Below are 24,842 nucleotides of genomic sequence, written 5' to 3' on the forward strand. Positions count from 1 at the left end.
AGTTGGCACCGTGGTGCCAACTCGGCCGACGGGGGTGACGCTTCGGCCGACCTAGGTGACGCTTCGGCGGCTAGCTGGGCTTGCGGGCAGCAGAGGCCCGCACCACCAGCTCCGGCGCAATCAGAGCGGGCGTCTCGACGGTCCCGTCGGCGATGGCCTTGATCGCCACCTCGACCGCGAGCTCGCCGAGCGAGGCGAAGTCCTGCCGGACCGTGGTCAGCGGCGGCCAGAGGTACGCGGCGTCCGGGACATCGTCGAAGCCGACGACGCTCACGTCCTGCGGGACCCGGCGGCCGGCCTCGTGCAGCGCCCGGATCACGCCGAGCGCCATCGAGTCGTTGGCCGCGAAGACCGCGGTGACCGAGGGGTCCCGGGCGATCTCGGCCCCGGCCTCGTAACCGCTCTTGCTCGACCAGTCACCGAAGATCTCGGGCCCGGGCTGCACCTCGCTGTCCCGGAGCGCGGCCAGCCACCCCTCCCGGCGCTGCCGGGCGTCGATCCAGCCGACCGGACCGGCCACGTGGGCGATGTTGCGATGGCCGATGTCCAGCAGGTACTGCGTGGCCAGCACGGCCCCGGCGTGCTGGTCGATCCCCACCGAGCGCACCCCCGCCGGCGGGTCGCTGTGGATCATCACGACCTCGACCGTCGAGGCGAGCTGGGCGACCAGGTCCTCGAACGACTGGTGCGAGACGCCGAGGAGCACGGCCTCGACCGCGTCGTCGAGCAGCGCCTCGATCGCCCGCTCCGCCGAGGTCGCCTCCAGGTGCGGCACCGGGCTCAGGATGATGTCGTAGCCGGCCCGCTGACCGGCCTGGTGCACCGAGGCGGCCAGCGTGCCCGGCCCGTAGAGGTGCGGCTGGGTGTAGAGCAGGCCCAGCCGTCCCGACTTCCGCGTCACCAGAGCGCGCGCCGACTTGTTGCGCCGGTAGCCCAGCTCGTCGATCGCTGCCAGCACCCGGTCGCGGGTGTCGCCGCGTACGGCGTCGGAGCCGTTGACCACGCGGGACACGGTCTGGTGCGAGACCCCTGCCAGGGCCGCGACATCTGCCATGCTCGGCGCGTTCTTCGACTCCCCGTTGACCATGCGGTGATCCTAAGCGGCATCACCGCTGGCGGCAGGACTGCCTCAGGTCTCCTCGAGCTCGGGAAGCCCGTGACGTGCCCGGGCGAGCGCCGCCACGGGCGAGGCGCAGCGGCCGCCGGGGACGAGTGACGCGAGCTCGTCCGGGTTCTCGGGCAGGCCGAGGTCACGAGCCTGGTCGAGGAGTCGATAGCCGGGCGCATGCGCTGCCTCCGCAGGCTGGGATCGGCAGACCCTGGATAGATCCTGGTGGGCAACCCAGGATGGATCCGACCCGAGATCCTCTCTCCAGGAGCAGACCGATGCCACGTCGACCCATCGACATCACGATCCCCGACCTGTCCGGTAAGCGAGCCCTGGTCACCGGCGCCAGCGACGGCATGGGCCTGGTGATGGCCACCCGGCTGGCCGCAGCCGGTGCGGAGGTCGTGATGCCCGTACGCAACGCCGGCAAGGGCGAGAAGGCACTGGCCACGATCCGCGGGCACGTCCCGGAGGCCCAGATCTCGCTGCGTGACCTCGACCTGTCGTCGCTGTCGTCGGTGGCGGCGCTCGCCGAGACGCTGCTGGGCGAGGACCAGCCGTTCCACGTGATGATCAACAACGCCGGCGTGATGACGCCGCCGGAGCGGCAGACGACCGCCGACGGGTTCGAGCTCCAGTTCGGCACCAACCATCTCGGACACTTCGCCCTCGTCGCCCGGATCCTGCCGCTGCTGCGGGCCGGGCAGGCCCGGGTGACGTCGCAGGTCAGCGTCGCCGCGAGGCGAGGCGCGGTCAACTGGGAGGACCCCAACTGGGAGCAGAGCTATGAGGACATGAAGGCCTACAGCCAGTCCAAGATCGCCGTCGGCCTCTTCGGGCTGGAGCTGGACCGGCGCAGCCAGGCCCACGGCTGGGGCATCACCAGCAACCTCTCCCACCCCGGCGTCGCGCCGACCAACCTGCTGGCCGCTCGCCCTGAGATCGGACGTACGACGGACACCCTCTCCGTACGCATGATCCGCTGGCTCTCGGCCCGCGGGATCCTCCTCGGCACCCCCGAGACCGCCGCCCTTCCCGCGCTGCTGGCCGCGACCTCGCCCGCGGCGACCGGTGGCCGGCTGTACGGCCCCAGCGGCCCCGGGCACCTCGGTGGCGCCCCCGCCGAGCAGGCGCTCTATCGGCCGCTGGTCAGCGCCGAGGACGCCACCCGGCTGTGGGAGATCTCCGAGAGCCTCACCCGGACCGCGCTCCCGACATCCTGATCCGGCGGCGCGGGAACCTTATGCTGCCGTCGTTCTCGGGCCCGGCCCGATGCCCATGGAACGGAGCAATGGATGCGCGTGCTGTTGTCGACGTACGGGTCGCGGGGAGACGTCGAGCCGCTGGTGGCGCTCGCGGTGCAGCTGCAGCGGAGAGGCGCTGAGGTGCGGATGTGCGCGCCGCCGGACCAGGAGTTCGTCGACCTGCTGGAGCGGGAGGGTGTGCCGCACGTGCCGTTCCTCAAGCCGTGGCGGTCCTGGGAGCGGCCGCCGACCCCCGAGGAGAGTCACCAGCGGGTGACCGACTTCATCAGGGCGCAGTACGACACCGTGGCCGAGGCCGCTGCGGGCTGTGATGTGGTCGTGGCGACGACTGCTTCGTCATCGGCGAGGTCAACCACCAGCAGCTCTTCGGCCGGGTCGCCGCCGTCATCCACCACGGTGGCGCGGGCACCGTGACGACGGCCTACCGGGCCGGCGCTCCGCAGGTGGTGGTGCCGCAGGCCGGCGACCAGACCTACTGGGCCGGGCGGGTGGCGGAGCTCGGCATCGGGGTCGCCCACGACGGCGCCGCACCGACGGTCGAGTCGCTCACCGCGGCTCTCGGCGCCGTCCTGGCGCCTGAGGTCCGCGCGCGGGCGACGTCGCTGGCTGCCGCGGCCAGGGTCGACGGAGCGGCGGTGGCCGCGGAGCTGCTGCTCAGCGGTGAGGCCTGACCCTCAACGACCGAGTACGTGGCGCAGTGCCGCCTCCAGCGTCGGGGGACGGAACTGGTGGTCCTGCCCGCGGCGTACGTCCTGTGGTGGGCCGCGAGGTCGGCGACCAGCTGATCGTGGCGGTAGCCGAGCATCCGGTCCACCATCCGCCCGAGCACGTTGGTCTCGACCCGGTCGGTGACCAGCGTGGCGTCGCCGTCGGCGGCGAACTCGTGCCGGTGAGTCCACGACAGCGGCCGCAGCGAGGCGAGCCGCTCTGTGAACAGGTGCGGTGCTTCGTAGCCATCGGGATCGTGGCGGGCCACCCAGTCCACACCACGGCCGAGCGAGATCACCGCCGTCCCGTCGGCCAGATCGGTCGCCTCCACCCGCACCTCCCCCGGCGTCCACGGCGGCGTCAGCCGGCGGATCGCCCCCGGGCGCCGATGCCGCCCGAAGACCTCCTCGACCGGCGCATCGACGCGCGTCGTCAGCGTGTGGACCCGGACCAGCGGGGACGTCATGTCTGAAGCCTCGCGCGGATCGCGGGAGCGTACAACCTCGAGCTACTCGCTCACCCCCGGAACTCCTTCACCATCTGCTTGGCGATGATCAGCTTCTGGATCTCGCTGGTGCCCTCGTAGAGCCGGAACAGCCGCGCGTCGCGGTAGAACCGCTCGACCGGAACCTCGCGCATGTAGCCGAGGCCGCCGTGGATCTGGACCGCGCGGTCGGCGATCCGGTCGACCGCCTCGGTGCAGAACAGCTTGCACAGCGACGGTGCCGTCCGGCGGTCGCTGCCATCGTCCCAGCTGCGGGCCGCCTCGAGGACCATCGCGCGACCGGCGTACGCCTCGGTCCGGCTCTCGGCGAGCATCGCCTGGATCAGCTGGAACTCCGCCAGCTTCTGGCCGCCCTGGCCGTTGGTCGTGGCGTGGCGCAGGCTCTCCTCGATCAGCCGGTCCGCCAGGCCGACGGTCAGCGCGGCGATGTGCAGCCGGCCTTTGGCCAGCGATCGCATCGCCGCGGAGAAGCCCTCGCCCTCGACCTCGCCGACCAGGTTCTCGGCGGGCACCCGGACACCGTCGAGGAAGATCTCCGACGTCACCGAACCGCGCTGGCCCATCTTGTGGTCCTTCGGACCGATGGTGACGCCGGGGGTGTCGGTCGGCACCACGAACACCGAGATGTTCTTCGCGCCCTCGTCGAGGTCGCCGGTGCGGGCGAACACCATCAACAGGTCGGCCCAGATCGCGTTGGTGATGAAGCGCTTCTGCCCGTTGATGACGTACGCGTCGCCCTCTCGGACCGCGCGCGTGCGCAGGCCGCTCGGGTCGGAGCCGGCCTCGGGCTCGGTGAGCGCGAACGAAGCCACCAGGTCACCGCTGGCCAGCCCGGGCAGGTACTGCTGCTTCTGCCGCTCGGTGCCGCAGTTGACCAGCACCTGGCCGGCGATGCCGTTGTTGGTGCCGAACATCGAACGGAACGACGGCGTGGTCCAGCCGAGCTCCATCGCCAGCCGGACCTCCTCGGACATGGTGAAGCCGAGACCGCCGTACTCCTCGGGGATGGCATAGCCGAACAGCCCCATGGCCGCGGCCTGCTGCCGGAGCCGGTCGGGGATCTGATCGGTCTCCTCGATCTCGTCCTCGGCCGTGACGACCTCCTTGCGGACGAATGCGCGGACGGCTTCGAGGATCGACGTGAACTCGTCGGGCTCCATGGGTGCTGCTCCTTCGTGCGGGCGGGTCGAGGCTCAGGACGAGTATGTCGGCGAACCCGCCGACCACGCGATGGCCGCCTGGCACGCCGACCAGTAGCTGGGGGATCGCCGGCGACGACACGGCGCCACTGCAACATGCCCGAAACCCGCGGCGACTACCGTGCCGACCATGGCGCGGGCGGTGGAGCAGCAGTCGCGGGTGATCCACGGCTACAGGCGTGCGTACCGCATCGGCGGCGAAGGCTCCGCGATCATGTTCATCCACGGAATCGGCGACAGCTCGCGGACGTGGGACGACGTGCTACCTCTGTTCGCCGAGAACCACCTCGTCATCGCTCCCGACCTCCTCGGTCACGGCGACTCCGACAAGCCGCGGGCCGACTACTCGATCGGCGGGTTCGCCAACGGGATGCGCGACCTCCTGGCCGTGCTGGACGTCGAGCGAGTCACCCTCGTCGGCCACTCGCTCGGCGGAGGTATCGCGATGCAGCTCGCCTACCAGTACCCGCAGCTGGTCGATCGGATCGTGCTGGTTTCCAACGGCGGCTCCGGAAACGGTGTCTCGACCTGGCTACGGCTCGCGACCCTGCCGTTGGCGCCAGAGCTGCTCAAGCTGTTGCGGCTGCCGATCTCGCGGACCGGGGTGTCCGTCTCCCTCGCCCTGCTGCGCCGCCTCGATCACGACCTCGGCGTCGACGCTCCGGACCTGACCAGGATCGTCGACGCGCTGCCCGACGGTCCCTCGCGCCAGGCGTTCGCCCGGACCCTGCGGGCCGTCGTCGACTGGCACGGCCAGGTCGTCACGATGCTCGACCGCTGCTACCTGGCCTCGGACGTACCGATGCTGATGATCTGGGGCGACCGCGACGGCGTCATCCCCTACCGCCACGCCGGGCAGGCGCAGGCGGCGCTGCCCCAGGCCGCGCTCGAGGTGTTCGACGGCGCCGGCCACTTCCCGTTCCGGTCCGACCCCGAGCGCTTCACGACGGTCGTCGAGCGGTTCATCCGCGAGACCGTGCCCGCGACGTGGGACCAGCAGACCTGGCAGACACGGCTGCGCACCGGGCCCGGACCGGAACCCGATCCCGCGGCCACCCAGGTGCTGAGCGAGTAAAGGTCGGCGATCGACCCGCCGCGCCCTCCCTGTCACCTCCATACCCATGCCGCATCGGTCGATGCCGTGCTGCTGTTGGACGCGCATCACCGTCGCGACCTAGCCTCGGAATCCCGATGTCGTCCAACCTCGAGGAAGAGACCCATGACCCGCCGCATCCTCCAGGTAGGACCGCTCAAGCCGTCGCTGGCCGCCACCCTCACCGACCACTACGACGCCCTGGTGCTGCCCGACGACGACAGCCGCGCCGCGTTCCTCGCCGAGCACGGGCCCTCGATCGGTGCCGTGGTGACCACCGGGCGTACCGGCGTACCGGCCGAGCTGATGGCGCAGCTGCCCGCGCTCGGCGCTGTCGTCAACTTCGGGGTCGGCTACGACACCACCGACGTCGAGACCGCGGCCGCACGTGGCGTACTGGTCTCCAACACCCCCGACGTGCTGACCGACTGCGTGGCCGACACCGCGATCGGCCTCGCCATCGACACCCTGCGCCAGCTCAGTGCGGCCGACCGGTTCGTACGCCGCGGCGACTGGCCCGAGGTCGTCACCTACCCGCTGGCCCGCAAGGTCTCGGGCAAGCGGGTCGGGATCCTGGGTCTGGGGCGGATCGGTCAGGCCATCGCGACCCGGTTCGAGGCGTTCGGCTGCCCGATCTCCTACCACTCCCGCCGCGAGGTCGCCGGCTCTCCCTACACCTACGCCGCCTCCCCCGCGCAGCTCGCCGCCGACGTGGACATCCTGGTCCTCGCCACCTCCGGTGGCAGCGGTACGCAGCACCTCGTCGACCGCAAGGTGCTCGAGGCGCTCGGGCACGAGGGCTATCTCATCAACATCGCGCGCGGCTCCGTGGTCGACCAGGACGCACTGGTCGAGCTGCTCCTCGAGGGCGGCATCGCCGGCGCCGGCCTCGACGTCTACACCGAGGAGCCCGCGGTCCCCGCGGAGCTGATCGACCTCGACAACGTGGTGCTCCTCCCGCACCTGGCCAGCGGCACCGTCGAGACGCGTGCCGCCATGGAGCAGCTGACCCTCGACAACCTCGACCGCTGGCTCGCCGACGGCACCGTCCTCACTCCGGTGCCGGAGGTGACGCCTCGGGGCGCAGCGCGATCTCGGTGATGCGGTTGCCGTTCCGGGCGGTCACCTCCAGGGTGCCGTCCCGGAGCGCCAGCACCTCCCCGACCTGCGGGATGTGGCCGAGCCGCGAGATGAGATAGCCCGCGACGGTCTCGTAGGCACCGTCCTCGAGCTCGATGCCGGTGGTGTCCGCGAAGTCCTCGATCGTCATCGCGCCGTCGATCCGGGACAGGTCACCGTGGTCGCGGATGCGGGCCTCGCCGTGGTCGTACTCGTCACGGATGTCGCCGATCATCTCCTCGACGAGGTCCTCGAGGGTCACGATGCCGTCGGTGCCGCCGTACTCGTCCACGACCATCGCCAGGTGGGTGCCGCCCTCGCGCATCGTGGCGACCGACGGGATCACCCGCTTGCTCCCCGGCAGTGAGAGCACCGGACGGCAGATGTCCCGGATCGTGCGCTCGTCGGTCGCGACGACACCGAGCAGGTCGCGTACGTGCAGGAAACCGAGGATGTCGTCGAAGCCCTCGCCGGTCACCGGGTAGCGGGAGTAGGGCAGGTCACGCACCGTCTCGGCTGCCTCGGGAAGCGGCATCGCGGCGGGCATGAAGGTGACGTCGCCGCGCGGACGCATCACCTCCCTCAACGTCGTCTCGGTGGTGGCGAACACGTCACGCAGGATCCGGCGCTCGTCCTCCTCGAGGTCCCGGTTGGTGGAGACCATCTCGCGCAGCTCCTCCTCCGAGACCTGCTCGGCCGAGGCTTTGGGGTCACCGCCGAGCAGCCGTACGACGGCGTCGGTGGAGACCGAGAGCAGCCAGATCACCGGTCGCATCACGGTGGCGAACCGGTCCAGCACCGGCGCGACGGCCAGCGAGATGCCGGCAGCCTTCTGCAGCGCCAGTCGCTTCGGCACGAGCTCGCCCAGCACCAGGGAGAGATAGGCGATGAACAGGGTCAGCACGATCAGCGCCGTGGTCTCGGCCAGCGCCTCGGTCAGGCCGAGGCGCTCGAGGTAGGGCGCGACGTCGGGAGCGATCGCCGACCCGCCGTAGGCCGCGGAGAGGAAGCCGGCGACGGTCACGCCGATCTGCACCGCGGCCAGGAAGCGGTTGGGGTCGCGGGCGACCTCCGCCACCCGTGCTCCACGTGCGCCTTTTCGCTCGAGCGCGGTCAGCTGGCTCTCACGCAGCGACACCAGCGCCAGCTCGGTCGCGGCGAAGACGCCGCCGACCAGCACGAACACCAGCACCAGCCCGAGGCTGAGAAATGTCTGGCTGTCCATCAGGCCCGCTCACCATCCGACATGAATCCAGGTGAGCGGTAAGTACTTCGGGGCCTCTTCACAGGGATGAATCTACAGCCGCATCACCAGCGGACTCAGGTCGCCGGGCGAGTCGCCCGACCGAGGCGCCCTCCTGGACGAGATCGGCCGCTGCGACGCGACGACCCGAGACGCCTACACCGAAGGCGCCCGCTCGATGATCGAGGCGATCTCGCGCCACCTCGACGAGGGCGATGCCCAGCAGACCGACGAGCGTGCGATCGGCATCTTCACGCTCCTGGTCGGCTCCCTGCAGCTGGCTCGCGCCGTCACCGACACCGAGCTCTCCGACCGCATCCTCGCCGCGGCCCACACCCAAGCCATGACCATCGCGGGAGCCCGTCCGGGTCCCGCGACAACACCCACCCAGGAGTCGCCATGAAGGCGTTCGTCGTCACCCACTACGGTCCGGACGGGCTCGAGGCGGCCGATGTCCCGACACCGACGCTCGGGCCTCGCGACGTCCTGGTCGACGTCCGCGCGGCGAGCATCAACCCCCTCGACAAGATGGTCCGCAACGGGGAGCTCAAGCAACTGCTGAAGTACGAGCTGCCCTTCACCCTCGGCCACGACGTCTCCGGTGTGATCACTCAGGTCGGGCCGGAGGTCCGTGACTTCAAGGTCGGCGACGAGATCTGCGCCCGGGCGCGCGACCTGCGCATCGGCACGTTCGCCGAGCAGATCGCCATCGACTCCGACGACATCTCCCTCAAGCCGAGGTCCCTGTCGTTCGAGGAGGCCGCCGCCGTACCCCTGGTCGCGCTCGCCGCATGGCAGGCCCTGGTCGGCCTGGCCAGCGTCAAGCCGGGCCAGAAGGTCCTGGTTCACGCCGGCGCCGGCGGCCTCGGTTCCACCGTCATCCAGGTCGCCAAGCACCTCGGTGCCTACGTCGCCACCACCGCCGCGACCAAGGACGTCGAGAAGGTCCGTACGCTCGGCGCCGACGAGGTCGTCGACTACACCAGCACCGACTTCGCCCAGGTCCTGTCCGGCTACGACGTCGTGCTCGACTCTCTCGGGACCGCTAGCCTCGAGAAGTCGCTGACCGTGCTGAAGCCGGGCGGTCTGGCGATCAGCGTGGTCGGCCCACCCGACCCGCACATGGCGGACCAGCTGGGCAAGCCGCTCCTCAAACCCGTCATGGCCCTGTTGAGCCGCAAGATCCGGTCCCGCGCCAAGAAGCTCGGCGTTCGCTACTCGTTCCTCTTCATGGAGGCGAACGGCACCCAGCTCACGACCCTCGCCGCGCTCTACGACGACGGCACCGGATGGTGCCCACGGCTCTCTCCGAAGACCTCCATCGCCGCATCAAGGGCAGCCAGCTGATCATCTACCCGAACTCCGGTCACGGCGGGATCTTCCACTTCCACGAGAAGTTCGCCCCGGTCGCCGCCGACTTCCTCACCGACTGACCTTCGCGCCGGGGTTCCTACCGCCGAGGCCGGCACCGTAGGCGAGGTCATCGAGGCAGCGGCGAGCGATGAGGTCGGAGGCGGCATCGTGGACCCGAACCGCGAACCCGTCCGGCAGCCTCATCCGCCGAAGCCTCCGTCGGCGGCGACGACCGAGCCGTTGAGCACCGCCCCGGCACGTGAGCAGGCGTGGACGACGGTGGCGGCGACCTCCTCGGGCGTGAGCGGGCGGCGCAGGAGCTGGTGGGCGGCAAGGTCGTCCGGGCCGACCGCATAGAGGTCGGCGGTCGCGGCGAGCATCGCGGTGTCGGTGGAGCCCGGTGAGACGGCGCAGGCGGTCACACCCGTGCCGGCGAGGTCGGCGGCCAGGCCCTTCACCAGACCGACCACAGCGTGCTTGGCGGCGTTGTAGGCGGCGAGGTGGAACAGGCCGCGCGATCCGGCCGCGGAGGCAAGCGCTACGAACCGGCACCCGCCGGGATCGGGCCCGGCGAGCATCACTGGGACGGCGGCCGCCGCGGTGTTCCAGACCCCGGCGACGTCGATCTGCCACTGCAGGTCGAGCGAGGTGTCCTCCCACAACGGACGCCCACCGGCGATCACCGCCGCACCTGCGACCGCGACGTCGAGCCGCCCCCACCCGTGGTGCGCGGCGTCGACCGCGGCGGTCAGCGCCGCCGGGTCCCGTACGTCACCGACGACCGGTTCGACCCAGCCTGCCGGGAGCGAGGCGACCAGGGTGTCCAGGTCGGCCTTCGTGGCCTGGGGATAGCCGGCCGGGGAGTCCTCACCCGCGCACCAGTCGAGCGCGACGACGCGTACGCCCTCGGCCACCAGGCCACGCACGGTGGCCGCGCCGATCCCGCGTGCGGCGCCGGTCACCAGCGCGACCCGTGTCGTCTCGACACTCATCGTGCCGCCGCTCCGATCCTGAGCCGGTCATCGGCAGCGACGCCCACCGCCTCGAAGAGGCTCGACCGCTTCCAGACTCTGTCGAAGCCGCCGTCGATCAGGAAAGCCACCCGACCCGCGCCACATGGGTTGAGCCCAGGAAGCGCCTCACCGAAGGCAGCCAGATGGAAGATGACATTCTCCTTCATCTCGGGTTCGACGTGACTCACAGCACATTAATGACACTCAGGGTCAAGAGATAGGGTGCGCAGCACGAAGCGATTCTCTGCTCAGAGCGCTGCGGTAGATTGCGGCAGGTGCCCACCAGCCCCGTCTCCACGACGCGGCGCTCGCTGCGCGGACGCCCCCACCGCGACCGGATGCGTCTGATCCTGACCACCCCGGCCCTCCAGGCCCACTCGGTGCTCGGCTACGCCAGCTGGCGCGAGGTCATCGCCGAGTACGTCGCCGAGCGCACCGGCGGGCGTCCCGCGGACATCCTCCCAGACCATCGGGCAGGTCTCGCTGGCCCTCACCCTGGCCTCGTATCAGGCCTGGCTCGCCGACGACGACGCCTCGCTCCCCGATCTGCTGGACCTGCTGGACCTGCTCGACGCCCCGATGGCGCACCTGCGCTCGTACGTCTCGAGCTGAGGCCCGGCACTACGGCGACGCGGCTACGGGCTTGCTGCAGCAAAGCCTCCTGCGCCACGTCGACCACGCCTGCCGTACGGCTCTCACCAACTGGTCGTTGTCGCCGTACGAACCGGGCTGTCACGACGAAGCTGATCGCGACGCCATGACAGCCCGGACGGTTGCCGATCAGGTTCAGCTGAACTGGGTCCGGAGCTTGGCCCGGGCCAGGGCCCGGGGTGCGGTCTCGGGCAGCAGGCAGAGGCAGATCAACGGCCGTAATCGGCTGAGCGGTCGGCGCTGACCAACTGATGTCGCCTCAGAATAGGAAGGCGATCACCACGGTCATACGGGAGAAATCCTTATCCGAGTAAGGCCTTCGAACCGGCGCGATCTCCCCGAGACGGTGTGCTCATGAGCAAGTGATGCGAACCTGTATCAAGACAGAGATTCAGCCCGGAAGATGGCGACGGGCAGACGTTCCGAAGTCGGAACAACAGATGCGCCTCAAAAGCGATCAAGCCGTGTTCTCAACCTTCGGTGAAGGTTCAGAACACGGCTCTGATCAGGTGTTTCGGTGGAGGTGAGGGGACTCGAACCCCTGACCCTCTGCATGCCATGCAGATGCGCTACCAGCTGCGCCACACCCCCTTGGCGTTGTCCCGGAGATCAACCCGGGCAACGAGAAGAACAGTAGCGGAATGCTCCCGAGATCACGAAATCGGGGCCCCCATTCCGTACGTCGCGAGTCGCCAGGGCGCCGACGGGATGAGTCCGTGGGCGGACTCCCGGGCGGTGAGCTCGATCCAGGCACAGTTCGTCAGCGGAGCGAGGGTGGTGACGACGGACGGGTCCCAGCCGAGGAAGGCGGCCAGACCCTGCCGGATGGCACCGCCGTGAGCGACGACCACGACGGTCTCGCTGGGCGCGACGGTCTCGGCGACGTCGTGGAGCGCGCCGCTGAAGCGTGCCGCGACCGTGGGCCAGGACTCGCCGCCATAGGGCTCCCAGCTGGCCGGCATCTCACCGAAGCGCTCGAGGATCTGGGCACGGTTCATGCCTTCGGCCTCCCCCGCGCAGACCTCCCGCAGCCGCGGGTCGTACGCGGCCTCCAGGCCGGTCTCCTCGGCGACGTACGCAGCGGTCTGCCGGGCCCGCATCAGGTCCGAGGAGACGAGGCGGGTGACGGCGTAGGTGGTCCCGAGCGCCCGAGCGGCGGCCTTGGCCTGCTGGTGGCCGGTCTCGGCCAGCTCGATGTCGGTCTGGCCCTGGTAGCGGCCGTCGGCGTTCCAGCCGGTCACACCGTGACGGAGCAGGATGAGGCGACGGATCTCCACAGGTTCGACCACCGGACCTCAGCCCTCGGAGACGATGTCGGCGGGCAGCGAGATCGAGGGGCAGTCACGCCAGAGCCGCTCGAGAGCGTAGAACTGGCGCTCCTCCTCGTGCTGGACGTGCACGACGATCTCGCCGTAGTCGAGCAGCACCCAGCGCCCCTCCTTGTGCCCCTCGCGGCGCAGCGGCTTGGAGCCGAGGTCGCGGAGCTTCAGCTCGACCTCGTCGACGATCGACTGCACCTGCCGCTCGTTGGGGGCGGAGGCCAGCACGAAGGCGTCGGTGATGGCCAGCTGGTCGCTGACGTCGAAGGCCAGGATGTGCCCGGCCTTCTTGTCCGAGGCCGCCCGGGCGGCGGTGATGGTGAGCTCGATGGCGTGCTCGGTCGCGGTCATGCGCGGTCCTTATTTCGGGGAGTCTTGGATTGAGGGGCCCTGGTTTCCTTGGGCCGGTAGAGGTCGTGCTTGCCGATGTACTGCACCACGCCGTCAGGGACGAGATACCAGACCGGTTCGCCACGGTGATGCCGCTCGCGGCAGTCGGAGGAGGAGATCGCCAGAGCCGGGATCTCGAGCATGGTGATGCGGTCGGAGGGGATCTTCGCGATGACCTCAGGATCCATGTTGTAGCCCGGGCGCGTGCACCCCACGAACTGGGCGAGCTCGAAGAGCTCGTCGGTGTCGCGCCAGGTGAAGATCTCGGCGAGCGCGTCGGCCCCGGTGATGAAGTAGAGCTCGGCCTCGGGCAGCGCCTTGGCGAGATCGCGCAGCGTGTCGATGGTGTAGGTCCGGCCGGCCCGGTCGATGTCGACCCGGCTCACGGTGAAGCGCGGGTTGGCGGCGGTCGCGATGACCGTCATCAGGTAGCGGTGCTCGGCCGGCGACACGTCGCGGTCGGCCTTCTGCCACGGATCGCCGGTCGGCACGAAGACGACCTCGTCGAGGTCGAAGAACGACTGCACCTCGGAGGCCGCCACCAGGTGGCCGTGGTGGATGGGGTCGAAGGTGCCACCCATCACCCCGACGCGGCGCTTGCCGGTCAGGCCCTCCAGACCTGGCTCGGGCGCTCCCCCGCTGCCCATCGGATCAGCGCTCAGGAGTGCTCACGGCCGCCGGCGAACCAGACCAGGACCAGGAGCGCGAAGACCAGGATCGCCAGGGCGCCGCCGCCGATGACCCACTCGATGCCAGAGGTGCCGTGCTCGGCCCCGTGCTCAGCGGAGGTGATGATGCTCGACACAACAGAGTTCGACATGGCGCACAGATTACCTTGCCCCGTCCCAGGTCAGCGCACGTGCCCGTTCCCAGTGACGACATACTTCGTCGAGGTCATCTCGGGCAGCCCCATCGGGCCCCGGGCGTGCAGCTTCTGGGTCGAGATCCCGATCTCCGCGCCGAAGCCGAACTCGCCGCCGTCGGTGAACCGCGTGGAGGCGTTGACCATGACGGCCGCGGAGTCGACAGCAGCGGTGAACCTCCGGGCCGCGCCGAGGTCCTCGGTCAGGATCGCCTCGGTGTGACCGCTCGACCAGCGCCTGATGTGGGCGATGGCGGCGTCGAGATCGGGCACGACCGCGGCGCTGATCTTCAGCGCCAGGAACTCGGCCGCGTAGTCCTCGTCGGTGGCGGGCTCGACGAGGTCGTAGGCCTGGAAGGTCTCGTCGCCGTGGATCTGCACCCCGCGCTCCTGCAGGGCGGGGACGATCATGGGCAGGAACTTCTTGGCGATGTCGGCGTGCACGAGCAGCGACTCGGCGGAGTTGCACACGCTGGTGCGCTGGGTCTTGGAGTTGACCACGATCGAGACCGCCTTCTCGAGGTCGGCGGCCTTGTCGACGTAGACGTGTACGTTGCCCACCCCCGTCTCGATGACCGGCACCGTCGACTCCTCGACGACGCTGCGGATCAGCCCGGCGCCACCGCGCGGGATGAGCACGTCGACCAGGCCGCGGGCCCGCATCAGTGCCTTGACCGAGTCGTGGCCCTCACCGGGCACGACCTGGATCACGTCGGCAGGGAGACCAACGGAGACGACGGCGTCGCGCAGCACGGCGGCGATCGCCACGTTGCTGGACGCGATGTTGGAGGAGCCGCGCAGCAGCGCCGCGTTGCCGGACTTCAGGCAGATCCCGGCCGCGTCCACGGTCACGTTGGGGCGCGCCTCGTAGATCATCCCGACGACACCGAACGGCACCCGCACCTGGCGAAGCTCGAGACCGTTGGCGAGGGTGCTGCCGCGGACGACGTCTCCGACGGGGTCCGGGAGAGCGGCGAGTTCGCGGAGGGCGGCGGCGATGCCGTCGAGACGCTCCGGGGTCAGGGTGAGGCGGTCGATGATGTTGGCCGGGCTGCCCGAGGCCTCGGCACGGGCGACATCGGCCGCGTTGGCCTCCAGCACCTCGTCGGCCCGCGCCAGGAGCGCGTCGGCCATCGCGTGCAGCGCCGCGTCCTTCACGCTGCGCGGCGCGACCGCGAGCTGGTAGCTCGCCTCTCGTGCCTTCGCCGCCACCTCACGGATCGCTGCCTCTGCACTCATGCCGTCGCCTCGGTTCGGCAGATCGAAGAATACGGAACCGGCGGCCTGAGGCCCATTGCCGCTCGCTGGCGCTCGCTCATGTCGGAAAGCCTATGCCGTCCGGCTTAGACAGCCACCACCCCTTTCGCCGTACGGACCGGACCGCACGGCGAAGGGTCACTCCTCCTCGCCCAGGCCCAACAGCACGCCGAGACCCCCGAGCGGGTCGAACGGGCTCTCGGACGGCTCCGGCGTCGCCATCGGCTCGCCGCTCCCCGATCCGGAGTCCGAGGGCCGGACCTTCCGCGGCGCCTTCACCGGCGTCGGGTCGGCGGGCGCGCCCGTCGGTCGCGTCGAGGGCGACTCGCGCCGGTCCTGCTTCGACGGCGCGGACGACGAGGTGCTGGCCGCCGGCTCGGACTCGGTCATCGCCGGGTAGTCCACCGGCGGCTGATACGACTTCCGCACGAACGCGATCCCCGATGTCGCACCTGCGAACAGCGCCGACAGCACGAGCGCCGAGATCCAGGGCGCCCAGCCACGCCACCAAGCTCCGGCGGGGCCCCGAGCCCCGTCGAGATCACTCACTCCCACAACCATCCCCCAGGTTGCGCCGGCACCGTCCGGCGCGCTCCGAATCCTAGCGGCGATCGGAGCCTTCCGGGGCGGTGTGGACATCCCCGGATCGAGCGATCTCGAGCAGGAGGTCGTGCGCCCGGGCGGCCACCGGGTTTGCGGTACGCCGCGCCCCGAGCTCGACCAGCGCGACCAGGTCCGCGGAGCGGGCCAGGTCGAGGGCCTCCGTGGCGTTGCCGCCGCGCACCGCGACGTAGCCGTCCAGCACCCCTGAGACGTACGCCGCCTCCCGATCGAATCGCAGCAGGTTGCCGAGGTCGGCGAACGGCGAGCCGGCGTGGGCGAACTCCCAGTCCAGCACCGCGCGCACGCGCAGCGTCTCCGGGTCCACGATGAGGTTCTTCGGGTTGAGGTCGCTGTGCACCAGGCTCACCCGGGAGACCGTGTCGAGCAGGTCCTGGGCGTCGGCGGCCACGTCCCGCAGGCCCTCCAGGTCGGCCGGTGACCAGTCGAGACGCTCGGCGTACGACTCGACCCACTCGGTCAGGTCCAGGGCGAACGCCTCGACCCGCAGCTCCTTGTCGGCGAAGGTCCCGGCGGTCAGGAACGGCATCCCGGCCAGGGTGCCGGCGACCCCTCCGAGGCAGCGCCCGAGGCTTCCCTGTTGCGCCTCGTCCAGGTCGGGGAGCAGCAGGTCGCCGCGTACGCCCTCGACGAACTCGGTCACCAGGAGCGCGGGCGTGCCCGTGGCCGGGTCGGCGCGGCGTACCTCCAGGACGTCCGGGACGGGGACGAGGCCCCGCACCAGACGGTGCAGGGCCTCATGGACCTCCGCGGCCTGCGGGTGGTGGCGCGGGTCGGCGAAGACCCGCACGACCGACCTCTCCCCGCCTGCCTCAGCCAGGAACGTCTCGCCCGACCAGCCGCCGTCGAGTGGCCGAAGGCCCCCACCGAGTTCACCGAAGCTCATGCGACCACGTCCGTAGCGCTAGCGCCAGGATACGGACGTGGTCGCGTGCCGTTTGGATGGTTCACTCGCTGACGCTCGCTCACCCGGCGAGGTTAGCGCCCCATGCGTCAGGCGCAGGGCCGGCTCTTCGGCTCCAGGTAGATCCGGTGGGTGGCCCTCGCGCTGTCCCACATCTTGTTGAACCGGGCGGTGTAGGCGGTGTAGTAGCTCTTCGAGGTGAACCGGAAGGTGACCTCGTCGTTGCTGAACGACGGCGGCGACCAGTTCTCCGAGCCGGTCCAGACGCTGTAGGTGCCCCTGTTCGAGTAGCGGCCGTTGACGCTCATCCACTTGTAGTGGGAGTAGCAGCGCGAGCCGTAGACGATGTTGTCGCCGCTGGTCGACTTCTTCTGACCCCAGTCCCAGGCGGCGTCGCGCGCCGGGATACCGACCCGTCGGAGCTTGCGGTAGACCACGTCGCTGGTGACCGAGCCGATCACCCGGACCACGCAGCCTCGCTTCTTCAGCCGGACGACCTCGTCGGCGATGCGCTCGCCACGGCGGCCGTACCAGGCGTACATGTGGATCCGCAGGATCGTCTTGCCCTTGGTGCCGTAGCCGCTCGGCGCACTGCAGCCGATCAGCCGCAGCCGGTCGATCACCCGGTCACCGCTACCGCGGGCGTAGATCTCGTCGCTGGTCGCGCCCGGACGCTGACGCTGGAAGCCGACGGAGGTGCCGCCACCGGTCCACGACACGTAGCGCGGCGAGGCTTTCCGGTCGGCCTTGAGCTCGTTGAACATCCGCAGCCAGGTCTTCCACAGGCTGTCGTTGGCGTAGATCGTCTGGGCGTCGTTCCACTGCGAACCAGCCGCGCCGCCACCGAGGTTGCCGGAGCTGTTGATCAGGATGTTGCGCTTGGTGCCGACCTGGGTGAACGAATGCATCTTGATGTGCAGGTTGCCCTTGTCATATCCACGGCAGGCGCCTGCGCAGCCGTAGATGAAGCTCGGACGGGAGCGCTTGGTGCCGAACCGGGCGGCCAGCTTCCGCTCACCGCTGCTCCACATCTTCCGATTGACCAGGATCTGCACGTGCACTCCGCGCTTGTGCGCGGCGATGAGCTGATCGACAGTGTCGGCGCGGTCCAGGTTGTAGGTGACGAACCGGATGTAGGAGCCCGCGCGCGCGTAGCGGATGCTGTTGTTGATCCGGTGGACGATGGCGTTGCGCTGCGACGCGTTGCCGGTCGGGTTGTTGAAGAACGGCCCCGCCGGGGGCGACCAGGTCGCCGCGGTCGCCGGCGTCGAAACCACGGACATCGTCGCCACGACCAAGGCAGCCACGCAGCCAGCCACAGCCGAAGCGATCGAGATCTTCCGGGTCGTCCTCGACCTCAGCGCATTCACCCACATGCGGCCGGACTATACCCAGCGACGTATGGCTCGCAACGACAATTCCCAGAACAAGATGCCAAACCGAAAGAAACCCGCCTCCGAGCCGTGCTCAGAGGCGGGTTTCGGGACGAACGTCACACCGTGACTCGGCCTGGCGCCCTTCGGGCGCCTTACTCCCTCGCTCGGCACGAAGGGACGAGCAAGCTCGCCCTTCGACCTCGCTCAGTCGTTACGCTCGTCAGCCCTTTGCGGCCTGCACGGCCTCGGTGACGGCCGGGAGAACGGTGTGCAGATCGCCCACCACACCGAAGTCGACGAGCTCGAAGATCGGTGCCTCCTCGTCCTTGTTGACCGCGACGATGGTCTTCGAGGTCTGCATACCGGCACGGTGCTGGATCGCACCGGAGATCCCGTTGGCCACGTAGAGCTGCGGGGAGACCGTCTTACCGGTCTGGCCGACCTGGAAGGTGTGCGGCATCCAGCCCGAGTCGACTGCGGCACGCGAGGCACCCACAGCGGCACCGAGCGCGTCGGCGAGACCCTCGACTGCGGAGAAGTCACCGCCGGTGCCACGACCACCGGAGACCACGATCGCGGCCTCGGTGAGCTCGGGGCGGCCGGAGGCCTTACGCGGCTGGGAGGCCACGATCTGGGCGGTCTTGGCGGCATCGGAGATGGTCACCTCGAACGGGGTGACCGCGGCGGCGCCGGCCTTCTCGACCGGAGCGGCCGAGTTGGGCTTGACCGTGACGATCGGGGTGCCCTTGGTGACCTTGCCCTTGACCGTGAAGTTACCGGCGAAGACCGACTGGGTCGCCACACCGGACTCGTCGAGGTCGACCGCGTCGGTGATCAGACCGGAGTCGAGCTTGATCGCCAGGCGGGCGGCGACCTCCTTGTTCTCCGCGGAGGAGGGCAGCAGGATCGCGGCCGGGGAGGCAGTGCCGGCCAGCTGCGCGAGCGCCTCGGCCTTCGGGGCCACCAGGTAGCCCTTGATCTGGGCGTCGTCGATGACGTAGACCTTCTCGGCGCCGTAGCCCTTCACGGCCTCCGCTGCACCAGCGGCACCGTCGGCGCCACCGATGTAGACCGCGGACGGCTCGCCGAGCTTGGCGGCCAGGGTGAGCAGCTCGTAGGTCGGCTTCTTGACCTGACCACCCACGTGGTCGATGAGAACGAGAACTTCAGCCATGATTCAGAATCCTTTCTCGGCCTCAGATGAACTTCTTGGACGCGAGGAAATCGGCCAGCGCCTTGGCGCCCGAGCCGTCCTCGTCGGTGACGATCTCACCGGCAGTACGCGGCGGGCGGGCCGCCGTCTCCTCGACCGCGGTGTACGCAGCGCCCAGGCCGACCTGGCCGGCGTCGACACCGAGGTCGGCCAGCGACCACGTCTCCAGCGGCTTCTTCTTGGCCGCCATGATGCCCTTGAAGGACGGGTAGCGGGCCTCGCCGGACTGGTCGGTGACCGAGAGGACCAGCGGCAGCGTGCCGCCGATGACCTCGGTGGCCACGTCGCCGTCACGCTTGATCCGGATCTGGTCGCCCTGGGTCTCGACGACCGAGGCCAGGGTGACCTGCGGCAGGCCGAGGCGCTCGGCCAGCATCGCCGGGACGACGCTCATGCCGGCGTCGGTCGAGGCCAGACCGCCGACCACGAGGTCGACCTTCGTCTCGGCACCGATCTTCTCGATCGCCTTGGCCAGCACCAGCGAGGTGGCGATGGAGTCCGAGCCGGCGATCGCGTCGTCAACGACGTGGACGCCCTTGTCGGCACCCATCTGCAGCGCCTTGCGCACAGCTGCCTCAGCAGCCTGCGGACCAACGGTCAGCGCGGTGACGGTGATCTCCTCACCCTCGCGCTTCTCCTTGATCTGCAACGACTGCTCGACGGCGTACTCATCGAGCTCGGAGAGCAGACCGTCGACGTTCACCCGGTCGACGGTGAAGTCGTCCTCGAACTGCCGGTCCGCGGTCGCGTCCGGCACGTACTTCACAAGCACAACAATGTTCATGATGGTGCGGCCTTGCCGGCCCCTCCTGGAATGGTCGTAGTTCGCCAGCGATGTTACCCGTCAGTCACATACGATGACAGGTGCCTACGCGTTGAGAATGTCACATGGGCTCAGGGCCGGATCACACCGGCCACGATGCGGCCGACGATCAGCCACGCCAGCGCACCGATGCCCCAGTTGAAGAGCGCGTTCTTGATCTCGGCGTCCTCACCGCTGAACTGCTTGATGCCGTTCTCTCGCGAGAACAGGCCGAGATCGGCGATGTCAGCGAGGTCGAGGATGAACGCCACGAGAGTGTTGTCCTGGTTCGCCTTGAGCGCGATCAGCAGCGCTCCGATCGCCAGCGCCAGCGCGGCGAGCAGCGCGATCGCCCAGACCACCCTCGAGGCGTAGGACCGGATGGTGTGGACCATGCCCGGGCCGGTGGACGTCTTGGTGTCGGACACGAGATTCACTTCCCTTCGAAGTTGGCTTTGCCGGGGCCGTTCTCCAGGAACGATGCCATTCCGGTCTGGGAGTCCTTCGTCGCGAACACGCCGGCGAACTGCTGCTGCTCGATGGCCAGCCCGGTGGCGAGGTCCACCCCGAGCCCCTTGTCGATCGCCGTCTTCGCCGCCGCCAGAGCGTACGGTGCCGCCAACTTGTACTGGCTCGCCCACGCGAGCGCCTCCTCATAGACCGAGGCCGCCGGTACGAGCCGGTCGGCCAAGCCGATTGCAAGCGCCTCGTCTGCCTTGACGAAGCGGCCCGAGAAGATCAGATCCTTGGCCTTGGACGGCCCGACCAGCCGCGCCAGCCGCTGGGTGCCGCCGGCGCCCGGGATGATGCCGAGCAGGACCTCCGGCTGACCGAAGGTCGCGTCGTCGGCGGCGATCCGGAAGTCGGCCGCGAGCGCCAGCTCACAGCCTCCACCCAGCGCGTAGCCGGTCACCGCGGCCACCACCGGCTTCGGGATCTCCGCGACGGCCGTCACCGCGGCCTGCACGCCGGCGACCCGCTTGGCCATCTCGGAGTAGGAGAGGCCGGCCATCTCCTTGACGTCGTTCCCGGCGGCGAACAGCCTCTCGCCGCCGTAGACCACGACCGCGCGTACGCCATCGTCGGCTGCCGCCTCGGTCGCGACCTCGAGCAGCTCGGCCTGCACCTGGAAGCTGATCGCGTTCATCTTCGGCCGGTCGAGCCGGATCGTGCCGATGCCGTCCTCGACGGTGAGGTTGACGAAGTCACCCATCGTGGCGCTCCCCTGTCTGTGAAGGCGGTTACATGTGTCCGGAACACTATCGGGTGCCTTCCATCTCTTGTGCGCCGGTTCGCGGTACAGGCGTTGCGTGTATCGCGTAACCCCCGTCGGTAAAGGGGCGTTTCAATAGCATGACCGATATTCGTTCCAGTCGCGCCAGGGCGAGCCTCGGTGCTGCGCTGAGCCTCGCCCTCGGCGCTTTCGTGCTGGTGACGCCGGTCTCGGGTGCCGCGCTCTCCACTGCTGATGACCCTGCAACCACAAGGACTGAGACGGCCCGCTCCGGCGGGCTGCTCGGTCACGAGGCCGATGCCGGCCTGGACGTACGCGACCGCGTGCTGCCCACCTCGACCCAGGAGTCCGCGGCCCAGGCCCTGGCCGCCGTCGACATCCGCTGGAACGCCCACGGGACTCCGACCTCGCTGATCTCCTCCGACGGCGTGCTGGCCACGGCCGGCTCCTCGGACCCGGTCGCCGCTGCCCGAGGCTTCCTCGACGACAACGCGGCGGTCTTCGGGCTCAGCGCAGCGCAGCTGGCCGACCTCGAGCTCGTCAGCGACCAGTTGCTGGCCGGGGGAGGCGGTCATGCGGTGCTCTTCCGGCAGACCTACGACGGTCTGTCCGCCGCCACCGAGGGGATGGTCACCGTGGGCGTGGCCGACGGCGCCATCACCTACGTCTCCTCCTCGCTGTCCAAGGTGACCGGCACCCCGGCCAAGGCCGAGCTCACCCCCATCGAGGCGTGGCTGAAGGCGGCGGCCTCGGCCGGACGCCCGATCTCCGGCTCGAAGGTCGGCGAGATCGTCACCGATCTCGCCGCCAAGCTGACCGACTGGACCACGCTGACCGTCCCCGGCCTGGCGACCGACCAGCTGGTGCGGCTGCGGGCCCTCCCCGTCCCCGGCGAGGGGGTACGTCCCGTATTCCAGGCGACCGTCGTCGACTCCGCCGCCGCCACCCTGCTGGGGCAGACGGTGCTGGTCGACGCGGTCACCGGCGAGGTGCTCCTGCGCCGCGACAACGTCGACCACGAGAACGACATCGAGGGTCCGTTCACCGGCACCGCGCTCGGCTCCTGCGGCCCGAAGCACACCTTCGAGATCGCCGATGACAAGACCCGCACCCTGGCCGCTGTCGCGATCGGGCTGCCGACCGACGACTTCACCGTCAAGCTCTTCGCTCCGGACGGGAAGCTGCTCGTGGAGGGCGACCTGCTCACCAGCCCCGAGACCGCGACCTACACCGCGCAGAAGATCGACCCCGGAACGTACGCGGTCCAGGTCTGTCCCTTCGACGACTCGCTCCTCGTCGGCAGCTACACGGTGACCGTCGCCTCCTCCGATGCCGGCGCGGCGACCGGTGACCTGCCGGGCAGCAACCCGCGCTGGTCCTACTTCCCCGGCACTCCCGATGCCGCCTCGACCGGCGGCGAGGCGGTCCCGGCCAACGACGTGATCGCGTGCTGGACCAAGGTGGCCGAGTGCACCGGGCCGGAGCTGAAGAGCCTGGCCAACGCCGGCCCGTGGGACACGCTGCTCAACACGGCGATCGGGGTGCCGAGCCTCACCACGATCGGCAACAACGCCAACACCCATGAGGGCTGGCTCTCGCCGCTGGCGGCCGGTGGCCTCGAACAGGCGCCGATCTCGCCGGTGCGCGACTACACCGGCACGTTCACCGACGCCTGGAACAACTCCAAGTGCTCGCCCACGACCCTGGTCCCCGGCGGCAACGACGTGAACTACGTGGTCGGAAACCTGTTCGCCAGCCACAACCGGATGCACGACTGGTCCTACTTCCTCGGTTTCACCGAGGAGAACTACAACCTGCAGACCGACAACCTCGGCCGTGGCGGTCGTGGCCTCGACGCCGAGGTCGGCAACGCGCAGGCCGCCGCCCTCGACTCGCAGATCATCGAGCAGACCGGGCTGCTGACCGGTCGCAACAACGCCAACCAGCTCACTTTGATGGACGGGGTTCCGGGCGTCACCAACCAGTACCTCTTCCAGCCCGCCGCCGGCGCCTTCTACGCGCCCTGCACCGACGGCTCGCTGGACTTCGGGATCGTCGGCCACGAGTACACCCACGCCATCTCCAACCGGATGGTCGGCGGTCCCGACGACGGCCTGACCTCCGAGCAGGGCGGCGCGATGGGTGAGTCCTGGAGCGACCTGGCCGCGGCCGAGCACATGTTCGCCCACGACCTCTACAACGGCGGCAACCCGTGGGCCGTCGGCTCCTACGCCACCGGCAACACCGACGTCGCGATCCGCGACTTCGCGATCGACAAGAACCCGCTCAACTTCTCCGACTACGGCTTCGACAGCACCGGGCCCGAGGTCCACGCCGACGGCGAGATCTGGAACGGGACGATGTGGTCGGTGCGGCAGGCGCTGGTCGACAAGTACGACGCGACCCATCCCTACGCCGACAAGGCCCTGCAGCGGCGCTGCTCGGTCGGGACGACCACCGCCTCGCCGCTGGCCGCCGACAAGTGTCCCGGCAACCGCCGCTGGATCCAGCTGGTCTTCGACTCGTTCCTGCTCCAGCAGGGTGCGACCTCGATGCTGGACGCCCGCGACGCGTTCCTCGCCGCCGACCAGATGCGCTTCGGTGGCGCCAACCGCCAGGTGATCGCGGATGCGTTCGCCCGGCGCGGCATGGGTCAGTACGCCACCACGACCGCCGACAGCGACGAGCCGACCCCGAGCTTCGCCTCACCGGTCTCGCGCAACGTCAAGGTCACCTTCAGCGCGCCCGCACCCGGGAAGGTCTACGTCGGCCGCTTCGAGGCGCGGGCCACCCCGATCGCCGACACGCTCTCCGGCACGGCGCTCGGGTCGGTGGCTCACTTCGTGCCGGGGACGTACGAGCTCCTCTACGTCTCCGCCGCCGGGGGCGCCCAGCGCAAGACCGTCACGGTCTCCCCCGCGGAGATCGCCAAGACCGTCTCGTTCGCGACCGGGACCAACCTGGCCGCGGCCGCCAACGGAGCCAAGGTGCTCACCTCGACCGAAGGCTCTCGCAACCCGGGCGCCCTGATCGACGGCACCGAGGGCACCAGCTGGGGCGGGGTGACCGCCGCCAACGTGGATGTCACCACGCCCTCGGTCGCCGTGGACCTGGCCGGCGGGACCCGCACGGTGAAGACGGTCAACGTCAGCGCCTACCTGTCGCCGGCGACCGACACCGACGCCGACTCGGGGTCGCGCTTCACCGCACTGCGGAAGTTCGCCCTGGAGGCGTGCGTCTCCGCCTGCGACACGGCCGGCGCGACCTGGAAGCGCTTCTACACCTCGGCCGACGACGCCTTCCCCGGAAAGCGCCCGAGGCCGGTCGCCCCCAACCTCAACCTGCGCACCTTCGACGTCCCTGACACCTCCGCCGCGGCGGTCCGTCTGGTGACGTTGGAGAACCAGTGCACCGGCTATGTCGGGTACGCCGGTGAGCAGGACGCCGATCCGTTCACCACGACCGACTGCAAGTCCGGCTCCGACCGCGGCACCATCGTCCATGCCGCCGAGCTGCAGGTCTTCGGGCAGTAGCCGGATCGGCCTCTGCCCTGACGTCCTCGCGGACGCCAGGGCAGAGCGGGATGCAGCGGCGGTCGGGGTCCTGC

At 69.8% G+C, this 24,842-nt stretch carries 28 protein-coding genes, 1 tRNA gene and 1 pseudogene; 11 read left to right on the forward strand and 19 right to left on the reverse strand.

Annotated elements, in window-relative coordinates:
- Positions 1–70: 70 nt before the first annotated feature.
- Positions 71–1,087, reverse strand: a complete 1,017-nt coding sequence (locus ACFWQC_RS22135; RefSeq protein ID WP_378682944.1) for a LacI family DNA-binding transcriptional regulator — start codon at positions 1,085–1,087, stop codon at positions 71–73.
- Between the two features lie 299 nt (positions 1,088–1,386).
- Here ACFWQC_RS22135 and ACFWQC_RS22140 point away from each other — a divergent pair, with 299 nt between their 5' ends.
- The 4 genes from ACFWQC_RS22140 (at position 1,387) to ACFWQC_RS22155 (ending at position 3,553) form a co-directional block, all read left to right on the forward strand.
- Positions 1,387–2,331, forward strand: coding sequence for an SDR family oxidoreductase (locus ACFWQC_RS22140; protein WP_378682947.1), 945 nt, complete (start codon positions 1,387–1,389; stop codon positions 2,329–2,331).
- A 72-nt stretch (positions 2,332–2,403) separates the two neighbouring features.
- Positions 2,404–2,787: a glycosyltransferase gene (locus tag ACFWQC_RS22145; RefSeq protein ID WP_378682950.1), complete on the forward strand. Its 384-nt coding sequence runs from the start codon at positions 2,404–2,406 to the stop codon at positions 2,785–2,787.
- Positions 2,784–3,044: a glycosyltransferase gene (locus ACFWQC_RS22150; RefSeq protein WP_378682952.1), complete on the forward strand. Its 261-nt coding sequence runs from the start codon at positions 2,784–2,786 to the stop codon at positions 3,042–3,044. Before ACFWQC_RS22145 ends, ACFWQC_RS22150 begins: the two co-directional genes overlap by 4 nt.
- 26 nt (positions 3,045–3,070) lie before the next feature.
- Complete coding sequence (locus tag ACFWQC_RS22155; RefSeq protein WP_378682954.1) at positions 3,071–3,553, forward strand: hypothetical protein; 483 nt, start codon at positions 3,071–3,073, stop codon at positions 3,551–3,553.
- A 44-nt stretch (positions 3,554–3,597) separates the two neighbouring features.
- On the opposite strand, the gene ACFWQC_RS22160 is transcribed toward ACFWQC_RS22155, so the two are convergent.
- Positions 3,598–4,746, reverse strand: a complete 1,149-nt coding sequence (locus tag ACFWQC_RS22160) for an acyl-CoA dehydrogenase family protein (RefSeq protein WP_378682956.1) — start codon at positions 4,744–4,746, stop codon at positions 3,598–3,600.
- A 169-nt stretch (positions 4,747–4,915) separates the two neighbouring features.
- Here ACFWQC_RS22160 and ACFWQC_RS22165 point away from each other — a divergent pair, with 169 nt between their 5' ends.
- Together ACFWQC_RS22165 and ACFWQC_RS22170 are read left to right on the forward strand one after the other, a co-directional pair.
- Positions 4,916–5,860 (forward strand): alpha/beta fold hydrolase, encoded by a 945-nt coding sequence (locus tag ACFWQC_RS22165; protein WP_378682959.1) that lies wholly within the window; start codon positions 4,916–4,918, stop codon positions 5,858–5,860.
- A gap of 144 nt (positions 5,861–6,004) precedes the next feature.
- Positions 6,005–6,979 carry a 2-hydroxyacid dehydrogenase gene (locus ACFWQC_RS22170; protein WP_378682962.1) on the forward strand — a complete coding sequence of 325 codons (975 nt, stop codon included), beginning with the start codon at positions 6,005–6,007 and terminating at the stop codon, positions 6,977–6,979.
- On the opposite strand, the gene ACFWQC_RS22175 is transcribed toward ACFWQC_RS22170, so the two are convergent.
- The gene (locus ACFWQC_RS22175) at positions 6,930–8,222 is read right to left on the reverse strand and encodes a hemolysin family protein (RefSeq protein ID WP_378682965.1); all 1,293 of its coding nucleotides are present in this window, start codon (positions 8,220–8,222) and stop codon (positions 6,930–6,932) included. The genes ACFWQC_RS22170 and ACFWQC_RS22175 overlap by 50 nt on opposite strands.
- A gap of 196 nt (positions 8,223–8,418) precedes the next feature.
- On the opposite strand from ACFWQC_RS22175, the gene ACFWQC_RS22180 reads away from it, so the two are divergent.
- The 3 genes from ACFWQC_RS22180 to ACFWQC_RS22190 are packed head-to-tail and all read left to right on the forward strand — an operon-like array spanning position 8,419 to position 9,673.
- On the forward strand, positions 8,419–8,643 hold the full coding sequence (locus ACFWQC_RS22180) for a hypothetical protein (protein ID WP_378682968.1): 225 nt from the start codon (positions 8,419–8,421) through the stop codon (positions 8,641–8,643).
- Entirely contained in the window at positions 8,640–9,587 is a 948-nt protein-coding gene (locus ACFWQC_RS22185) for an NADP-dependent oxidoreductase (RefSeq protein WP_378682970.1), read from the forward strand. The genes ACFWQC_RS22180 and ACFWQC_RS22185 overlap by 4 nt, the downstream gene beginning before the upstream one ends.
- Positions 9,530–9,673 (forward strand): alpha/beta fold hydrolase, encoded by a 144-nt coding sequence (locus tag ACFWQC_RS22190; RefSeq protein ID WP_378682973.1) that lies wholly within the window; start codon positions 9,530–9,532, stop codon positions 9,671–9,673. The genes ACFWQC_RS22185 and ACFWQC_RS22190 overlap by 58 nt, the downstream gene beginning before the upstream one ends.
- Here the strand turns inward: ACFWQC_RS22190 and ACFWQC_RS22195 are convergent.
- From ACFWQC_RS22195 to ACFWQC_RS22205, 3 genes are read right to left on the reverse strand one after another with little or no spacing between them, the layout of a single operon-like run.
- A complete protein-coding gene (locus ACFWQC_RS22195; RefSeq protein ID WP_378682976.1) occupies positions 9,663–9,797 on the reverse strand; it encodes a hypothetical protein in 135 nt (44 codons plus the stop codon). The two genes, ACFWQC_RS22190 and ACFWQC_RS22195, sit on opposite strands and share 11 nt — an antisense overlap.
- Positions 9,794–10,585, reverse strand: a complete 792-nt coding sequence (locus ACFWQC_RS22200) for a mycofactocin-coupled SDR family oxidoreductase (RefSeq protein WP_378682979.1) — start codon at positions 10,583–10,585, stop codon at positions 9,794–9,796. The genes ACFWQC_RS22195 and ACFWQC_RS22200 overlap by 4 nt, the downstream gene beginning before the upstream one ends.
- Entirely contained in the window at positions 10,582–10,794 is a 213-nt protein-coding gene (locus ACFWQC_RS22205; protein WP_378682982.1) for a hypothetical protein, read from the reverse strand. Before ACFWQC_RS22205 ends, ACFWQC_RS22200 begins: the two co-directional genes overlap by 4 nt.
- A 150-nt stretch (positions 10,795–10,944) precedes the next feature.
- Between ACFWQC_RS22205 and ACFWQC_RS22210 the strand changes: the two are divergent.
- Positions 10,945–11,218: pseudogene (locus tag ACFWQC_RS22210) on the forward strand (hypothetical protein).
- Between the two features lie 557 nt (positions 11,219–11,775).
- On the opposite strand, the gene ACFWQC_RS22215 reads toward ACFWQC_RS22210, so the two are convergent.
- The 13 genes from ACFWQC_RS22215 to ACFWQC_RS22275 form a co-directional block, all read right to left on the reverse strand.
- Positions 11,776–11,848: transfer RNA gene (locus tag ACFWQC_RS22215), tRNA-Ala, on the reverse strand.
- A 62-nt stretch (positions 11,849–11,910) separates the two neighbouring features.
- Entirely contained in the window at positions 11,911–12,546 is a 636-nt protein-coding gene (locus ACFWQC_RS22220; protein ID WP_378682985.1) for a histidine phosphatase family protein, read from the reverse strand.
- A gap of 6 nt (positions 12,547–12,552) precedes the next feature.
- Positions 12,553–12,927 carry a ribosome silencing factor gene (gene rsfS / locus ACFWQC_RS22225; protein WP_091047921.1) on the reverse strand — a complete coding sequence of 125 codons (375 nt, stop codon included), beginning with the start codon at positions 12,925–12,927 and terminating at the stop codon, positions 12,553–12,555.
- Positions 12,924–13,613, reverse strand: coding sequence for a nicotinate-nucleotide adenylyltransferase (gene nadD / locus ACFWQC_RS22230; RefSeq protein WP_378682989.1), 690 nt, complete (start codon positions 13,611–13,613; stop codon positions 12,924–12,926). The genes rsfS and nadD overlap by 4 nt, the downstream gene beginning before the upstream one ends.
- 11 nt (positions 13,614–13,624) lie before the next feature.
- Positions 13,625–13,786 carry a hypothetical protein gene (locus ACFWQC_RS22235; protein ID WP_160027856.1) on the reverse strand — a complete coding sequence of 54 codons (162 nt, stop codon included), beginning with the start codon at positions 13,784–13,786 and terminating at the stop codon, positions 13,625–13,627.
- A 30-nt stretch (positions 13,787–13,816) separates the two neighbouring features.
- Positions 13,817–15,067: a glutamate-5-semialdehyde dehydrogenase gene (locus tag ACFWQC_RS22240; RefSeq protein ID WP_378682993.1), complete on the reverse strand. Its 1,251-nt coding sequence runs from the start codon at positions 15,065–15,067 to the stop codon at positions 13,817–13,819.
- 156 nt (positions 15,068–15,223) lie between these two features.
- Positions 15,224–15,634, reverse strand: coding sequence for a hypothetical protein (locus tag ACFWQC_RS22245; protein WP_378682996.1), 411 nt, complete (start codon positions 15,632–15,634; stop codon positions 15,224–15,226).
- 52 nt (positions 15,635–15,686) lie between these two features.
- On the reverse strand, positions 15,687–16,592 hold the full coding sequence (locus tag ACFWQC_RS22250; protein WP_378682999.1) for a phosphotransferase family protein: 906 nt from the start codon (positions 16,590–16,592) through the stop codon (positions 15,687–15,689).
- A gap of 107 nt (positions 16,593–16,699) precedes the next feature.
- Complete coding sequence (locus ACFWQC_RS22255) at positions 16,700–17,917, reverse strand: phosphatidylserine/phosphatidylglycerophosphate/cardiolipin synthase family protein (RefSeq protein WP_378683002.1); 1,218 nt, start codon at positions 17,915–17,917, stop codon at positions 16,700–16,702.
- A gap of 289 nt (positions 17,918–18,206) precedes the next feature.
- Complete coding sequence (locus ACFWQC_RS22260) at positions 18,207–19,160, reverse strand: electron transfer flavoprotein subunit alpha/FixB family protein (RefSeq protein ID WP_378683004.1); 954 nt, start codon at positions 19,158–19,160, stop codon at positions 18,207–18,209.
- Between the two features lie 22 nt (positions 19,161–19,182).
- Positions 19,183–19,983: an electron transfer flavoprotein subunit beta/FixA family protein gene (locus tag ACFWQC_RS22265; RefSeq protein WP_378683007.1), complete on the reverse strand. Its 801-nt coding sequence runs from the start codon at positions 19,981–19,983 to the stop codon at positions 19,183–19,185.
- Positions 19,984–20,093: 110 nt separating this feature from the next.
- The gene (locus ACFWQC_RS22270; RefSeq protein WP_378683010.1) at positions 20,094–20,429 is read right to left on the reverse strand and encodes a hypothetical protein; all 336 of its coding nucleotides are present in this window, start codon (positions 20,427–20,429) and stop codon (positions 20,094–20,096) included.
- A gap of 5 nt (positions 20,430–20,434) precedes the next feature.
- Positions 20,435–21,214 (reverse strand): enoyl-CoA hydratase/isomerase family protein, encoded by a 780-nt coding sequence (locus ACFWQC_RS22275; protein WP_378683012.1) that lies wholly within the window; start codon positions 21,212–21,214, stop codon positions 20,435–20,437.
- 140 nt (positions 21,215–21,354) lie between these two features.
- Between ACFWQC_RS22275 and ACFWQC_RS22280 the strand changes: the two genes are divergently transcribed.
- The gene (locus tag ACFWQC_RS22280; RefSeq protein ID WP_378683015.1) at positions 21,355–24,768 is read left to right on the forward strand and encodes a M36 family metallopeptidase; all 3,414 of its coding nucleotides are present in this window, start codon (positions 21,355–21,357) and stop codon (positions 24,766–24,768) included.
- Positions 24,769–24,842: the final 74 nt, after the last annotated feature.

This window comes from Nocardioides sp. NPDC058538 (genome assembly GCF_042719275.1).
In the GTDB taxonomy this organism is placed as follows: domain Bacteria; phylum Actinomycetota; class Actinomycetes; order Propionibacteriales; family Nocardioidaceae; genus Nocardioides.